At 65.0% G+C, this 13385-nt stretch carries 20 protein-coding genes; 18 read left to right on the forward strand and 2 right to left on the reverse strand.

Going from position 1 to position 13385, the window contains the following annotated elements; genetic code table 11:
• Positions 1-339 precede the first annotated feature (339 nt).
• From ATE62_RS01315 to ATE62_RS01325, 3 genes are all read left to right on the forward strand, one after another.
• On the forward strand, positions 340-2190 hold the full coding sequence (locus ATE62_RS01315; protein ID WP_231736042.1) for a strawberry notch C-terminal domain-containing protein: 1851 nt from the start codon (positions 340-342) through the stop codon (positions 2188-2190).
• Positions 2190-3224 (forward strand): DUF7146 domain-containing protein, encoded by a 1035-nt coding sequence (locus ATE62_RS01320; RefSeq protein WP_058454241.1) that lies wholly within the window; start codon positions 2190-2192, stop codon positions 3222-3224. The genes ATE62_RS01315 and ATE62_RS01320 overlap by 1 nt, the downstream gene beginning before the upstream one ends.
• 296 nt (positions 3225-3520) lie before the next feature.
• On the forward strand, positions 3521-4444 hold the full coding sequence (locus tag ATE62_RS01325) for a DUF2493 domain-containing protein (protein WP_027297056.1): 924 nt from the start codon (positions 3521-3523) through the stop codon (positions 4442-4444).
• Between the two features lie 24 nt (positions 4445-4468).
• On the opposite strand, the gene ATE62_RS01330 is transcribed toward ATE62_RS01325, so the two are convergent.
• Positions 4469-4687 (reverse strand): hypothetical protein, encoded by a 219-nt coding sequence (locus ATE62_RS01330; protein WP_027297057.1) that lies wholly within the window; start codon positions 4685-4687, stop codon positions 4469-4471.
• A 14-nt stretch (positions 4688-4701) separates the two neighbouring features.
• Entirely contained in the window at positions 4702-4911 is a 210-nt protein-coding gene (locus ATE62_RS01335; RefSeq protein WP_058454242.1) for a hypothetical protein, read from the reverse strand.
• 313 nt (positions 4912-5224) lie between these two features.
• Between ATE62_RS01335 and ATE62_RS23500 the strand changes: the two genes are divergently transcribed.
• The 15 genes from ATE62_RS23500 (at position 5225) to ATE62_RS01400 (ending at position 13154) form a co-directional block, all read left to right on the forward strand.
• A complete protein-coding gene (locus ATE62_RS23500) occupies positions 5225-5392 on the forward strand; it encodes a hypothetical protein (protein ID WP_167541743.1) in 168 nt (55 codons plus the stop codon).
• 143 nt (positions 5393-5535) lie between these two features.
• Positions 5536-5979: a hypothetical protein gene (locus ATE62_RS01340; RefSeq protein WP_058454243.1), complete on the forward strand. Its 444-nt coding sequence runs from the start codon at positions 5536-5538 to the stop codon at positions 5977-5979.
• 556 nt (positions 5980-6535) lie between these two features.
• Positions 6536-6862: a DUF736 domain-containing protein gene (locus ATE62_RS01345; RefSeq protein ID WP_027297060.1), complete on the forward strand. Its 327-nt coding sequence runs from the start codon at positions 6536-6538 to the stop codon at positions 6860-6862.
• A gap of 167 nt (positions 6863-7029) precedes the next feature.
• Positions 7030-7272, forward strand: a complete 243-nt coding sequence (locus ATE62_RS01350; protein ID WP_027297061.1) for a helix-turn-helix domain-containing protein — start codon at positions 7030-7032, stop codon at positions 7270-7272.
• Positions 7273-7350: 78 nt separating this feature from the next.
• Positions 7351-7653 carry a DNA -binding domain-containing protein gene (locus ATE62_RS01355; protein WP_058454244.1) on the forward strand — a complete coding sequence of 101 codons (303 nt, stop codon included), beginning with the start codon at positions 7351-7353 and terminating at the stop codon, positions 7651-7653.
• Positions 7654-7768: 115 nt separating this feature from the next.
• Entirely contained in the window at positions 7769-8077 is a 309-nt protein-coding gene (locus ATE62_RS24095; protein WP_072492857.1) for a transcriptional regulator domain-containing protein, read from the forward strand.
• A 115-nt stretch (positions 8078-8192) separates the two neighbouring features.
• On the forward strand, positions 8193-8525 hold the full coding sequence (locus tag ATE62_RS22695; protein ID WP_223850426.1) for a DUF2285 domain-containing protein: 333 nt from the start codon (positions 8193-8195) through the stop codon (positions 8523-8525).
• Positions 8526-8651: 126 nt separating this feature from the next.
• Positions 8652-8936: a helix-turn-helix transcriptional regulator gene (locus tag ATE62_RS01365; protein ID WP_024350838.1), complete on the forward strand. Its 285-nt coding sequence runs from the start codon at positions 8652-8654 to the stop codon at positions 8934-8936.
• Between the two features lie 13 nt (positions 8937-8949).
• Positions 8950-9837 (forward strand): replication initiator protein A, encoded by an 888-nt coding sequence (locus tag ATE62_RS01370; RefSeq protein ID WP_058454246.1) that lies wholly within the window; start codon positions 8950-8952, stop codon positions 9835-9837.
• 208 nt (positions 9838-10045) lie between these two features.
• Entirely contained in the window at positions 10046-10684 is a 639-nt protein-coding gene (gene parA / locus ATE62_RS01375) for a ParA family partition ATPase (RefSeq protein ID WP_027297065.1), read from the forward strand.
• The gene (locus ATE62_RS01380) at positions 10681-10935 is read left to right on the forward strand and encodes a hypothetical protein (protein WP_058454247.1); all 255 of its coding nucleotides are present in this window, start codon (positions 10681-10683) and stop codon (positions 10933-10935) included. The genes parA and ATE62_RS01380 overlap by 4 nt, the downstream gene beginning before the upstream one ends.
• Entirely contained in the window at positions 10932-11453 is a 522-nt protein-coding gene (locus ATE62_RS01385) for a DUF2840 domain-containing protein (protein ID WP_058454248.1), read from the forward strand. The genes ATE62_RS01380 and ATE62_RS01385 overlap by 4 nt, the downstream gene beginning before the upstream one ends.
• Complete coding sequence (locus ATE62_RS01390) at positions 11450-11995, forward strand: S26 family signal peptidase (RefSeq protein ID WP_058454249.1); 546 nt, start codon at positions 11450-11452, stop codon at positions 11993-11995. The genes ATE62_RS01385 and ATE62_RS01390 overlap by 4 nt, the downstream gene beginning before the upstream one ends.
• A gap of 46 nt (positions 11996-12041) precedes the next feature.
• On the forward strand, positions 12042-12389 hold the full coding sequence (locus ATE62_RS01395) for a DUF736 domain-containing protein (RefSeq protein WP_058454250.1): 348 nt from the start codon (positions 12042-12044) through the stop codon (positions 12387-12389).
• A 3-nt stretch (positions 12390-12392) separates the two neighbouring features.
• Positions 12393-13154 (forward strand): lytic transglycosylase domain-containing protein, encoded by a 762-nt coding sequence (locus ATE62_RS01400; RefSeq protein WP_058454251.1) that lies wholly within the window; start codon positions 12393-12395, stop codon positions 13152-13154.
• The last annotated feature ends 231 nt before the right edge of the window (positions 13155-13385 follow it).

Genomic DNA, 13385 nt, shown 5'->3' on the forward strand with positions numbered 1-13385 from the left:
GAGGTTCGCAACCAATATAATGCGCAGCAACTGCGCACACTATCATGGGAATTCGCCGGTTACGCCGCGCTCCTCCGCATTACCGCTTCCTCGCGATAAGCCATCATCCATAACCATCTCGACGCCGCGATGCAGGCCGCCAACATCACCGGCGATAGCGGCACCCTGAACCGTCAGGCGAAATCGGCCGCGCGTTCTGCATTCGAAAGCGCTAAGCAGCGGTTCTTCGGTCATCTGCTGACCAGCATGAAGACCCCGACGCTGATCCGCTCGATCGAGCAGGACCTGGCCGACGGGCATAGCGCCGTCATTCAGATCGTCTCAACCGGCGAGGCACTGATGGAGCGCCGACTGGCCGAGATCCCGACCGAGGAATGGAACGACGTGCGTGTCGACATCACGCCGCGGGAATATGTCCTCGACTATCTCGCCTATTCCTTCCCGGTGCAGCTCTACGAGCCGTTCTCCGACAGCGAGGGCAATCTGTCGTCGCGGCCAGTCTTCCGGGACGGTCACCCCATCGAGAGCAGGGAGGCCGTCGCCCGCCGTGACGAGCTGATCGAACGGCTCGCATCGCTAGAACCCGTTCCAGGCGCCCTCGACCAGATCGTCCAGCGCTTTGGCTCCGATGTCGTCGCCGAGGTCACCGGCCGTTCACGGCGCGTTGTGCGCAAGGGCGATCGCCTTGCCGTCGAAAATCGGGCGGGCTCGGCCAATCTCGCCGAGGCCGCCGCCTTCATGGACGACCAGAAGCGCATCCTGGTCTTCTCAGATGCGGGCGGTACGGGGCGCAGCTATCACGCCGATCTTGGCGCGAAGAACCAGCGCCTGCGTATCCACTATCTGCTGGAGCCGGGCTGGAAGGCCGATGCGGCGATCCAGGGTCTCGGTCGGACCAACAGGACCAATCAAGCTCAACCGCCGCTCTTCCGCCCGATCGCCACTGACGTGAAGGCTGAGAAGCGCTTCCTCTCCACGATCGCGCGTAGGCTCGATACACTCGGCGCCATCACGCGTGGGCAGCGCCAGACCGGCGGACAGGGTCTCTTCCGGCCAGAGGACAATCTCGAAAGCCCCTATGCGCGCGATGCGCTGCGCCAGCTCTATCTGCTGCTCGTGCGTGGCAAGGTCGAGAACTGCTCGCTCGACCGCTTTGAGTCCGCCACCGGACTCAAACTCACGGATGACAACGGCATCAAGGACGAGCTGCCGCCGATCACGACCTTCCTCAACCGTCTGCTCGCGCTGACCATCGACCTGCAGGGCGTGCTTTTTACGGCGTTTGAGCAGCTCCTGACGGCAAAGGTCGACGGGGCGGTTCGCAGTGGAGTCTATGACGTCGGACTCGAAACGCTGCAGGCCGAGAGCTTCATCGTCACCGGCAGCGAGGTGATCCATACGCACCCGGGCACCGGCGCGGAAACGCGGCTTCTCACCATCACCCGCCGGGAGCGCAATCGACCGACGAGCCTCGCCGACGCGCTCGATCATCTCTCCGATCCGCGCGCACGGCTCCTGGTCAATGGTCGCTCCGGCCGCGCCGCCGTGCAGATTTCCGCACCATCGATGATGCTCGACGATGGCGAGATCGAGCGCCGCGTCTGCCTGGTCCGGCCGATGGAGCAGCACTATGCGCCGCTGCGCATGATGGGTGAGAGCCATTGGGAGGAAGCCGATCGCGCCGCCTTCGCCGCCGCGTGGTGGGCTGAGTTGAATGACGTGCCGGAGTTTTCCGACAGCACGATCCACATTGTCGCCGGCCTGTTGTTGCCGATCTGGAAGCGGCTGCCAAACGAGTCGACGCGGGTCTACCGGCTCCAGACCGATGGCGGCGAGCGCATCATCGGCCGCCGCGTCTCGCCCGCCTGGGCGGCAAACGCCGTCACCACGGGCGCAACATCGCTGACCCCTGAGCAGGCCTTCACCGCTCTGATGGACGGCACGACGATCCTCGATCTCGCTGACGGCCTTCAGCTTCGGCGCGCCCGCGTCATGAATGCCCAGCGCCTGGAGCTGACCGGCTTCACCGAGGCGATGCGGGACCGGCTGCGCACCTACGGCCTGTTCAGCGAGATCATCTCGTGGAAGCTCCGCTTTTTCGTGCCGGCCGACTCCGCCGGACCGGGCGTCCTCGCCAAGGTGCTCGATACATATCCCGTGGCTCGCATCTCCGAGCGGGAGGCCGCGTGATGGCACGTCAGGACGCTTCCGATCTCGCGCACCGTCTCGGCCGGCAGGCCGAGGCGGTGTGCCGGCATTATCTTTCCAGCGGTCGCCGCGAGGGCAACTACTGGCTCGTGGGCGATGCGCGCAACACACCCGGCCGCTCGATGTATGTCCGGCTCAAGGACACGCCGAAAGGTCCCGCCGGCAAATGGACCGACGCGGCCACCGGCGAGCATGGCGATCTCCTCGACGTCATCCGAGAAAGCTGCGGCCTCATCGACTTCAAGGATGTCGCCGACGAGGCGCGGACCTTTCTCTCGATGCCGCCGGCACCGGAGGCCCGTCAGCACGAGCGGCAGAACCCAGCGCCGCATGGCTCCCCCGAAGCGGCCCGCCGACTGGTCCGCATGTCGCAGCCGATCCACGGCACGCTCGTACAAACATATTTACGGGAACGCGGCATTACGGATTTGCGCGGAACCGGAAGCCTGCATTTCCACCCGCGCTGCTATTATCGCCCCGAAGAGCATTCGCCGACCGAGACCTGGCCGGCGATGATCGCGGCCGTCACCGACCTCGACGGCAAGATCACCGGGGCGCATCGCACCTGGCTCGATCCGCGCCGCCGCGACAAGGCGCCAATCGACACGCCGAGGCGAGCCATGGGCGATCTTCTCGGCAACGCGGTCCGCTTCGGCATAGGCAGCGATGTGATAGCGGCGGGCGAAGGCATCGAGACCGTCCTGTCGCTTCGTCAGGTCCTTCCCGACATGCCTATGCTGGCGGCGCTCTCCGCGGCCCATCTCGCTGCCATCCTGTTCCCCGACACACTGCGGCGGCTCTACATCGTCCGCGACAACGATCCGGCCGGTGACGCTGCGCGCGACACCCTCATTGAACGGGCCGACGCGGCCGGGATCGAGCCGATTGTCATCTCGCCGCAGCTGGGCGACTTCAACGAGGATCTGCGCAGCCTCGGCCTGGACGCATTGAGCGTGGAAGCCCGGTTGCAGGTCGCGCCGCAGGACATCGCGCGCTTCATGGCGTTGGCGGCATAGCCGGCAGGAGAACGGGCGTGAGGTTCGCCGTCGTGCTCGGCGGATGCATCATCCATCGGAGGGGGACCGCGCCTCGGCCTTCGAGAGGGCGATCGGCCCACAAGCCGGCCAACCGGGCAATGGCGGCGGCCAACTATTTTCCGGCGCGGCCCAGAGGCCGCTTTCCATCGCGAAGCAAAATAGCCGGCCTTAGCCATCGAGCCCTACGCTTTCGCTCCGGGTGCCCGGCCGTCCGGCCCGCGGGCTTCGTCGCCATGAAGGCCGCGACGGTCGCGGTCCAACCGATGGAGCATCCCATGCGCGATCACGACGACTACGAACCGCATCACGAGTCCTCACCCACCGACCATGTCCTTAACGAACTGCAACTTCACGGCTACCGACCCTTCACCGACGAGCCCGACCAGCGGCTTCTGCCGGACGGCAACCAGGTCGCGGGCGCCGTCGCCGACATCTTCGACGCTCTAATCGGCACCCTGGCAGACACGCGCCTCGAACCTGACCTCGACGATCTCCTCTGGTCGACCGTGAACGTTTTCCACCGCGCGACCGACCGGATCGGCCGCGAACTGGATGACAATGAGCAGTCCCAGAAGCGGGCGCAGCGCGAACAGGACGGCAGCGAGGTGAAATCGGTCGAACTGGAGCGCCTGATCGCAGAGGGGATCACGCTGATAGAGCGCCAGAACGCCTTCGAGCTAATGCGCGACCAGGCCGCCGAACACTACGAACGCCACGTCGGCAAGCCTTGGCTCCCGCGCAGCGGATCGAAGGTCAACCATCGCAATCTGACTTCGGCGATGATCGACAGCCGCGACTTCTTGATGGCGAAGAAGCGCGCCGATCAAGAGGTGCTCCTGCCGCCTGGCCCCAAGATCGTCGTCACCGGCGGCCTCGACTTCAATGATCACCAGCTTATCTGGGCAAAGCTCGATCAGGTTCACGCCAAGCACGCCGGCATGGTTCTCGTCCATGGAAAGTCGCCAAAGGGTGCCGAGAGGATCGCCTCGCTCTGGGCATCGAACCGCAACGTTCCGCAGATCGGCTTTGCACCCGATTGGACCAAGCACGGACGGTCGGCACCGTTCAAGCGGAATGACCAGATGCTCGAGATCGTGCCGAAGGGCGTGCTGCACTTCCCGGGCACGGGCATAAATGACAACCTCGCCGACAAGGCCAAGAAACTCGGCATTCCGGTTTGGAAGCACGGCGGCGCGTAAGCGCCGCCACGCATGCGCCGCTGCCTAGCGCTTCATCTTCGTGACTTTGTAGACGCACCCGGAGCGATCATACGTGGTCCAATCACCAACCTGCTGACCGTCGTCGAAGTAGCCGGACCGCAGCTTCGAACCGTCCCGGCGAAACCACTCCCAGTATCCGGTAGGTTGTCCCTCCATCGTCTGGCCGACGACCCACAAGCTTCCGTCCTTGTGTCGCTTCTCGAAAGCGAGCGTCTCCGTCATTGGCAGCCCCACGTTCAGTCTGGCTCGCCTGTCACTGCGATACGGGCGGATCGCGCGTAGAAGGCAAGCTCGGTGTCGTTTTCGATCAACGCGTCGAGAAGCGCTTTCATATCCGCTTGGTCCGAAGACGACTGGAAGGGGCCCGGCTGCCGCTCGATCGCCAGCACAGCGATCGTCAAAGCCTTCTTCAAGAGGTGCAGGCTCCTTCCTGTGAACTCCGCCATCGTCCAGCCCTTCGCGACTCTACACTTGCTGCCAAGAGCATAGCGCAAATAGCCATCTGAGGACACGACGCGAGGCTGAGTCGAAAGCAGTGTCGAGACTGTAAAACGGGTCTCCCGACGCGAAGACCACCTCCGCCTATCAGCGCTGATCCTTGGTCCAGCCGCGGACTTGTCGCCATCAACCCATGAAGGGTCGGCTATGCCAGCATGCCGCCGCTGCGGCTACGCCTGCGCGGTGATTGCAGTCCACGGCCGAACACTTCGGGCGCCTGTCGGCGGGGGATGGTCCCCCGCTCCAGCAGGAGCCCAGCAGATGTCCCTCAATCAAGCTCACGCCTTCGCCTTCAGCCTCGCCACCACCCTGATGGTCTCGATTGTCATCTTCCAGGCGGGCGACGGCAGCATGGGTGTCATGCCCGCGGGCGAATATGACGGCGAACTCGCCGCGATCGTCCATGAGGTTGATCCCTTCGCCCACTGATCGCGGGCAAGGCTTCACGGCCGCAAGCGGAAGTCCGGCAGGATTTCCGCTCCCGTCCCGGCTTGTCATTCGCTATACTTCAGGCGCGCTGTGGTGGTGGTGGAGGCGCGATCGTCAGCCATGAACGATTGGAAACCACTGCCATGATCGTCTTTGCCATACTCGCATCCCTCTTCGCCGTCGGCCTGCTCTGCTGGCTGGTGTTCACCTTGGCCGTTTTCGCTCTGCCCGCCTTCGTCGGCGTGACGACGGGCGCCTGGGCCAACGAAGGCGGCGCCGGCATTGCCGGCGCTGTCGTCGTGGGCGCGCTCGCGGCGGCGATGACGCTCGCCATCGGGCACCTCCTGATCGCCTTCGTCCGCTCGATGTGGCTGAAACTCGTCGTGGCGATCGCCTTCGTCGCCCCGGCGGCGATCGCGGGTTTTCATGCCACCCATGGCATCGTGAAGCACCTGATGCCGTCGGAAGCGTGGCAGATGGCGTTTTCGATCTTCGGGGCCGTCGCGGTCGGGATCACCGCCTTCCTCCGGGTCGCTGGACTAGTGGCGACTCCCAGCCCATCCAGCCCGGACCTTACTCGGGCATGATCTTTGTCGACGTCGTCTCGGCGGACCGGAACAGCACCGAACAAAGCATATCCTCGTAGCCTCCGAGGTTGCAGATGAAGCGGTGGGTGCTGATTGTTCATCGCCCCGAAAAGCAACCCGCGGGGGAGCGCTTTGGGCAACACCGGCAGCGCATCCGTCCGTGCACCGAAGGCAGAGACACTCCCGGTGGCAGTGGACGGAGATGCTGGAGCAATGCCTGTCGATGGGGAACGAAGCCGCTGCGCACACCCTGCGCCAACTTGCCGATGCGGGAGGGTCGCCATCTTCTCCGTTATCTGACCGTGCCTAGACCGCTCCAAACGGCCTCTTCAATGGCCTGATCTGGCCGAAGTACGGCTTCGCCTCGATCGCCTATGACGCAACAGCCGCGTCGAACTTTCTTCCCCTGCCGGCTGCGCCGTCATTCCTCGCGAGACAAGAAAGCCCTCCTAAGCTGTCAGGCCCCTTCGGGGTGCGCCGTCGACCGCCTCCGGCCTGCCGATCGCCATCGAGGCCGCAATGGTGCGGGCTCGGGAACGGAAAACGGAGAATTACAATGGCGACCATCGGCACCTTCAAGAAGACCGGCTCGAACGAGTTCACCGGCGAAATCGTCACCCTCAGCGTCCAGGCCAAGGGCGTGCGCATCGTCCCCGATACCCGCGCCACTGGCGAGAACGCTCCCAGCCACCGCGTCCTGGTGGGCCGCGCCGAGATCGGCGCCGCCTGGTCGAAGCGCTCCAACGAGGGCCGCGACTATCTCGGCCTCAAGCTCGACGATCCGAGCTTCAACGCCCCGATCTACGCCAACCTCTTCGACGACGAGGACGGCGATACCTTCTCGCTGATCTGGTCCCGCCCGAGCGGGCGGCGCGGCGACTGAGGCCTCCGCGCAAGGCCCCGGCCAGAAGGTCGGGGCCTTTCAGCTTTCTGGCAACCGAATCAGCTGACGTTTGCCCGGTCGGCTTTGCGGTGGCCAAACTGGCATAGGGCGACTATTATAGTCGTAGTTCTGGCGTGCGCGTAGGTCCGAGTGGGAGGTGATCATGCATGATCACCGCCCGACAATCACGGGCCGCGCGCGCGTTGCTGGGTTGGACACAGGAGACGCTCGCTGACAAGGCTCGCGTATCTCTGACCGCCCTCAAGCGCCTCGAGTCCGCCAGTGGCCTCGAGGTGTACGAGAGCACGCGGGATGAGGTCAGGCGCGCTTTCGAACAGAATGGCGTCGTGTTCCTGAGCTCCGACCGTGGTGTGGGAGTGATGGTGGTTGATCGCAAAGGGCAAGCCTGACGGCACGCGAGGAGCGAACTCGCAAACGCCCCTCTCATCGGGTTGCGCTAGAAGCTCGCTCGTAAGATCGTTAACAAAATGCTCCAGTATGGATGGATATCCGCGCCGGGGAACGCCGTGACTACAAGCTTATTTCTTGATGAACCGCCAAGCAGCGCGACGCCGACCGCGTATGACGCGGCCAATGTGAAGCTTTACCTGCGTTTGCTGGATGCCGAAGCGCAAGGCGCTTCCTGGGCAGACGTCGTCGAGACGATTTTCGGGATTTCGGTGAACGCCGAGCCCGAGCGTGCCGAGCGCGTTCACCGCTCGCATCTCGCGCGCGCAAAGTGGATGACGAAGAACGGCTATAGCGGTTTGCTGGCCGGCCGCGTGAACTGAACGTGATGCAGGTTTCGCATCACGTTGCTCCGCCTTCGTTATTCCCAGCCCTCACACAACTTGGAATCGTGTCCGCAGCTCAATTCGCGCGCTAAAACTGCGGAGGCTGTGGAGGATGTCTGAAGAAGATTCTTGGCGGTCAGAGGCCGCTTACGACTATGTCGATGCTCTGTCTCCCGGAGATCTTGCCTGGGAGTTTTTGCGGAGAAACACCGAGTACCGGCGATCATACGACGAATTCCTCCAGGCAGGCGACAACACCGAAGAACTGACCCGGGAGTTTACATCCCGATGGGGGTTGCGATTTCCCGGCAGACCCTTCTGCATCTGCAATCGTCTCTCCAGTCTTTTGGGACGCCCACTTCGATCCATCGATCGTCGTCCTCGGCAAAATCCCGACGGCTCACACGCCTCCCTCACTTGACGATTTCATCAGGGCGCAGGCCATAAATGGCATCGATGGCGAGATGCTGCGCCTTCAGATCCGGGGCGAAAAGTTCGACGCTTCTTTCCGCGACGGTGCCGGAAGTCTCGCGGCCATGGTCCTTCTCGATGAGCTTACGCCCGACCGCCTGAGCGCGCTGGCTCGTTTTTGGGCGGCTCTCGCTGGAAAAACCGTCCCGCCGGATCCGCGTATCACCCGATCCCGACAAAAGCGGGCGCGCGAAATGCTGCGCGTCCTCGACGGTCGGGCATCCGGAGCGACGTATCGTGCAATCGCCGACGCCGTCTTTCCCAAACATGATCACGACGCAGCCTCGTGGGTAGGCAGCGCAATCCGCGAGACGACCATTCGCCTGGCTAGAGACGGCGCGAAGCTCGTCCAGGGCGGCTATCGTTCGATCTTGCGTCGGCCACGCCGAGACCGCTGACCCCCCAAAGGGTGTCGAACTTATCTCCTTTACTTCGACATCGTGCCGACCGCCGCAATCGCGCCACCGTGACCGCAATCCGCCGCCTGTCCGAGGCAGGCGCCGCGAAACCACGGAGGTTCGATCATGGACGAAACGGCCGCCCCCATGCCGCCACGCTACCTCAGGACAGAGGAAGCCGCGCGCTTTCTCGGGCTGTCGGAGCGCACGCTCGAAAAGCACCGAACATATGGCACCGGACCGACCTACCGGAAGCTCGGTGGACGGGTGGTCTATTCGCTGACCGACCTGCAGGCGTGGGCCGATCGCGGCTTGGTGACCTCGACCTCGGATCCGCGTGGCGGCATCGTCGCTCCTGCGAAAGCTGCGGCCTCCCAAGGCCGCAACGCCGGCACTTCCGGCCTTCGCTGATCCGGTCTCCGTGATGTCGTCCCGCCATCAACGCAGCGACGAGAGAGCGCAACTCGACCTCTTCCGGGCGCTGCCCGGTGACTTGGCGCCTCGCGATGCGCAGGACCTGATGGCCTATCCATTCTTCTCGCTCGCCAAGTCGAAGCGGCTTGCGCCGATCGACTTCAAGGCCGGCTCGGTCAAGATCCGTGTCGAGGCAGTGCCCGAGCATGGCATGGCGACGATCTGGGACGCCGACATCCTCATCTGGGCCGCCTCACAGATCGTCGAGGCTCGCGACGTGGGGCTCCAGCCATCGCGGCTGATGGCCACGACCCCGTATGAAATCCTGAACTTCATCGGCCGCGGCGTATCGCTGCGGGATTACGATCGGCTCAAGGCCGCACTCGACCGACTGCAGTCGACGACCGTCGCGACCTCGATCCGCCAGCCGACAGAGCGTCGGATGCACCGGTTCTCCTGGATCAACGAGTGGAAGGAACGAGCCGACCAACGCGGCAGGCCGCTCGGCCTCGAACTCATCGTTCCCGACTGGTTTTACAGCGCAGTGCTCGACGACGCGCTGGTGCTCACCATCGACCGCAACTACTTCGGCCTGACCGGAGGGCTGGAGCGCTGGCTGTACCGCCTGGTGCGCAAGCACGGCGGCAAGCAGGAGTTCGGCTGGAGCTTCGACTTTCCGCACCTCCATGCAAAGTCGGGTAGCCTCTCGCCGCTCAAGCACTTTGCCTACGACCTCCGCGAGATCGTCCGCCGGCAGCCGCTCCCCGGGTATCAGCTCACCATCGAGCAGTGCGTCGGCGGTCCCGACATCCTGTCCTTCGCACCCACCGATCCCGACGCGCTTGGCATTCCGCGCCGCCGTCGCCGCTCGAAAACTCGCCCTGGGGATAAGCTGTGAATCGTCTCGTGCTATCGGGGACCGGCACTATCGTGCCATCGGGGACCGAAGTCTCGTGCTATCGGGGACCGGATTCGACGAATCCTCGCGCTGAATCAGCGACTTGCAAGCCCTGTAACTTATCTAACCTAGATTCCTACGGAATCTTTCTAACGCGACCGTGCTTTTCGGCCGCTGTGGACGAGTCCCCGATCGCCGGGAGACCGTCATGATCGTCGCGCTGCTCAACCAGAAGGGCGGCGTCGGGAAGACGACGCTCGCCCTGCACCTCGCCGGCGAATGGGCTCGCCGTGGACAGCGCGTGACGCTGATCGACGCCGACCCCCAGGGTTCGGCGCTCGACTGGTCGCAGCAGCGCAGCCGAGAGGGGTTGGAGCGACTGTTCGGTGTCGTCGGCCTGGCCCGCGACACGCTCCACCGCGAAGCGCCGGAGTTGGCCCGCGACGTTGACCATGTCGTCATCGACGGCCCGCCGCGCGTCGCTGGGCTGATGCGCTCGGCGCTGCTCGCGGCCGATCTCGTGCTCATTCCGGTGCAGCCGTCGCCGCTCGATGGCTGGGCCTCCGCCGAAATGCTCTCGCTGCTCGGGGAGGCACGCATCTACCGCCCGCAGCTCGCCGCCCGCTTCGTGCTGAACCGCTGCGCGGCTCGCACCGTGTTGGCGCGCGAGACCGCCGAAACGCTCGCGGATCACGACCCGCCCTTGCTCTCGACCACGATCGGCCAGCGCATCGTCTTCGCCGATGTCGTGCAGACCGGCCGGCTCGCCGCCGAGCAGGACGAGGATTGCCCTGGCGCGCGCGAGATCGCCGCGCTCGCGGCGGAAGTCGCGAGGATCGGCGCATGAGCGCGCGGTCCCCGAAACGCAGCTTCGCGGCGCGTCCGGTCGATCCGGAGAGCTGGATCAAGGCGCCCGAGCGCCACCACCCGCGCGCACAAGCCGGCGAGGACTTCTCGGCGCGACTGACGATCGACGTGACTGCGGATATGCGCGGCCGCATCAAGATTGCCGCCTTCCAGCGCGGTCAGACCGTCGCCGACATGCTGCGCGCGCTGTTCGAGCGCGAATTCCCACCCCCCTCAGGAGAAGGATCATGACCGGCCATGTCGCCGCGCCAATGCGCGTCGGCCGCGCCGCCATCGAGCTGCCGGCCGACACTCTCACCCAGGTCGAACTTACTTGGGTCGAGAAGCGAACGGAGCAATGGATACGGTTCGGTCGCGAGCTACGCGAACAGATCCTCGACCGGCGCCGACGCATCCTCTTCTTCCCTCCCGGAAGTATCTTTGCGCTGGTCCGATGGGCCGCAAATGAGCACGGGACCGTGCTCTCGCGCCTCGACATCCTGCGTGCTGTTGAGCCTGCTGCGCCGTGCCAGACGATGCCGACCGTCACGCCCGGCGCGGACATCCTCTTGCGCGTCGACGGCTGGCCGAAGGTGGAGCGCATGCTCCAAGCCATCGACGCGATCGAGGCGCGCGGCATCGACCCGATCGAGGTCTCGCCGGATCATTGGCGTCACGTCCACAACCGGCTGACTGTCGGCGAAGCGCCGCGCGCCTACGGCCTGCGACAGCACCAGGCCTTTCTCCTACGTCGGGAGATCGGCGCATGACCCGGCTCTCCTACGCCATCGTCACGACGGCGGCCGTATCGCTTCTCGGCCTCGCCTCGATCGCCTCATTCGCGCCGCGCCTCATCTGGAACGCTTCAGCCAGCACGCCGGTCGGCTTCTACACAATCGGCGATGTGGGCGCCCTCGACGTGACCGATCTGGTGGCGGTCGACGCGCCCGAGCCGCTCGCAACATTCCTGTCCGATGGCGACTACCTGCCACGCGGCGTGCCGCTCTTGAAGCGCGTCGCCGCGCTCCCGGGTCAACGGGTTTGCCGGACCGGGCTCGCCATCACGGTCGACGGCCTGCCGATCGGCGACGCCCTCGATCGCGATCGTCGCGGTCGCCCGCTCCCCGTTTGGCAGGGCTGCCGCTTGGTCGCGGCTGGAGAGTTGTTCCTGATGAACTGGCAGGTCCGCGACAGTCTCGACGGCCGCTACTTCGGCCCGCTTCCGGCCACCGCCGTGATCGGCCGGGCCACCCCTCTCTACACCGACGAGGACGGCGATGGCCGCTTCGTCTGGCGCGCGCCGACGCGGTGACGGCGCGCCCATGACCCTGTCCACCGCAATCTTAAGGAGACGAACAATGCCCGTGATCGGTCAATTCATGCGCGAGAATGATGGCTTCATCGGCCATCTGACGACACTTTCCCTGCACCAGGACATCATCATCGTCGCGGCCGAGCCATCCGAAGCTGAGAACGCGCCCGACTACCGCGTCCATGTGCTCGACACCATGAGCAACGAGACCGGCGCGGAGATCGGCGCGGGCTGGAAGCGCACCGGCGAGAAGGCCGGCGAATACGTCTCGCTGCAGCTTGACGATCCGACCTTCGAACATCCGATCCGCGCCAACCTGTTCCAGTCGGCCGACGACAAGTCCGCCTGGGCCCTGCACTGGAACCGCCCGCCAAAGCGCGGCGAGCTGGACTGAACGATGCCCGCCACACGCATCAAACCTGTCGTCGGAGGGAGGATCGCCCTCCGACGTGCAGCTCTCCTTCTCCTTTCCGGCCTGGTCCTCGCCGGATCCGCCGCGAGCACTGCCTGCGCCCAGCAGGCGCAGGTCGAGCAGCCATCACGCAGCGATCCCTATGGCGCGTACATCGCAGAGGCGTCTCAGCGGTTTGGCGTTCCAGAAACGTGGATTCGTGCCGTCATGCGCGTCGAAAGCGCGGGCGATGTGCGCGCGATCTCGTCGGCCGGCGCAATGAGCCTGATGCAAATCATGCCCGCCACGTGGGAGGAGTTGCGCGTCCGGCATCGGCTCGGCGGCAACCCCTACGACCCCCGGGACAACATTCTGGCGGGTGCTGCATATCTGCGCGAGATGCACGACCGCTACGGATCGCCGGGGTTTTTGGCGGCGTACAACGCGGGTCCGGGCCGCTACGAAGAGTATCTCGCCGGCCGCCCATTGCCGGCCGAAACGCGCGCCTATGTCGCGACGCTCGCCCCCATCGTCGGGGGCGGTGAACTCACCGGCCCTGTCATGGTGGCGGCCGCCGATCCGCTAACTTGGACGAGAGCGCCGCTCTTCGTCGTACAGTCGGCCGGCAGAGAGGCTGCCGTGCCGTTGCAGTCTGACGGCAAGCCGGACACCGCCACGGCGGCGGCCCCGGTGCGCGATCAAGGCCCCGTGGCTTCGCCCACCGATGGCCTTTTCGTTACGCGCAGCGTTTCCGGGGGACCGCGATGACCGCGTTCGCACCCGTGCGTACCGTGGCGTGCCTTGGCGGGAGATGGGCAGTCTGCGGAGGGGGAGCAGTCAGCACAACCGAACGATGGCGAGATAAAAGCCGGCGATGTGCGGCTTGGTGCGGTCGTGTGTTTTCAGGGACTTATGGCGCATTTGCGCGAGGTGCGCCCAACTGGCGCAGCCTGCGCAATCGCCATTTTTCCAAGTGGTTCCTTCGCTTTGCGCGATGTG

Origin of the sequence: Sphingopyxis sp. HIX, assembly GCF_001468285.1 — a bacterium.
Taxonomy (GTDB): Bacteria; Pseudomonadota; Alphaproteobacteria; order Sphingomonadales; family Sphingomonadaceae; genus Sphingopyxis.

Bases quoted from the DNA above. Each gene is read 5' to 3' on its own strand.
- ATE62_RS24095 (WP_072492857.1), top strand. From the start codon at position 7,769: ATGTCTGAAGAAGATTCTTGGCGGTCAGAGGCCGCTTACGACTATGTC.
- ATE62_RS01350 (WP_027297061.1), top strand. From the start codon at position 7,030: ATGATCACCGCCCGACAATCACGGGCCGCGCGCGCGTTGCTGGGTTGG.
- parA (WP_027297065.1), top strand. From the start codon at position 10,046: ATGATCGTCGCGCTGCTCAACCAGAAGGGCGGCGTCGGGAAGACGACG.
- ATE62_RS01345 (WP_027297060.1), top strand. From the start codon at position 6,536: ATGGCGACCATCGGCACCTTCAAGAAGACCGGCTCGAACGAGTTCACC.
- ATE62_RS01355 (WP_058454244.1), top strand. From the start codon at position 7,351: ATGCTCCAGTATGGATGGATATCCGCGCCGGGGAACGCCGTGACTACA.
- ATE62_RS01315 (WP_231736042.1), top strand. From the start codon at position 340: ATGGAGCGCCGACTGGCCGAGATCCCGACCGAGGAATGGAACGACGTG.
- ATE62_RS01385 (WP_058454248.1), top strand. From the start codon at position 10,932: ATGACCGGCCATGTCGCCGCGCCAATGCGCGTCGGCCGCGCCGCCATC.
- ATE62_RS01320 (WP_058454241.1), top strand. From the start codon at position 2,190: ATGGCACGTCAGGACGCTTCCGATCTCGCGCACCGTCTCGGCCGGCAG.
- ATE62_RS01390 (WP_058454249.1), top strand. From the start codon at position 11,450: ATGACCCGGCTCTCCTACGCCATCGTCACGACGGCGGCCGTATCGCTT.
- ATE62_RS01400 (WP_058454251.1), top strand. From the start codon at position 12,393: ATGCCCGCCACACGCATCAAACCTGTCGTCGGAGGGAGGATCGCCCTC.
- ATE62_RS01340 (WP_058454243.1), top strand. From the start codon at position 5,536: ATGATCGTCTTTGCCATACTCGCATCCCTCTTCGCCGTCGGCCTGCTC.
- ATE62_RS01325 (WP_027297056.1), top strand. From the start codon at position 3,521: ATGCGCGATCACGACGACTACGAACCGCATCACGAGTCCTCACCCACC.
- ATE62_RS01335 (WP_058454242.1), bottom strand. From the start codon at position 4,911: ATGGCGGAGTTCACAGGAAGGAGCCTGCACCTCTTGAAGAAGGCTTTG.
- ATE62_RS23500 (WP_167541743.1), top strand. From the start codon at position 5,225: ATGTCCCTCAATCAAGCTCACGCCTTCGCCTTCAGCCTCGCCACCACC.
- ATE62_RS22695 (WP_223850426.1), top strand. From the start codon at position 8,193: ATGGTCCTTCTCGATGAGCTTACGCCCGACCGCCTGAGCGCGCTGGCT.
- ATE62_RS01370 (WP_058454246.1), top strand. From the start codon at position 8,950: ATGTCGTCCCGCCATCAACGCAGCGACGAGAGAGCGCAACTCGACCTC.
- ATE62_RS01330 (WP_027297057.1), bottom strand. From the start codon at position 4,687: ATGACGGAGACGCTCGCTTTCGAGAAGCGACACAAGGACGGAAGCTTG.
- ATE62_RS01365 (WP_024350838.1), top strand. From the start codon at position 8,652: ATGGACGAAACGGCCGCCCCCATGCCGCCACGCTACCTCAGGACAGAG.
- ATE62_RS01395 (WP_058454250.1), top strand. From the start codon at position 12,042: ATGCCCGTGATCGGTCAATTCATGCGCGAGAATGATGGCTTCATCGGC.
- ATE62_RS01380 (WP_058454247.1), top strand. From the start codon at position 10,681: ATGAGCGCGCGGTCCCCGAAACGCAGCTTCGCGGCGCGTCCGGTCGAT.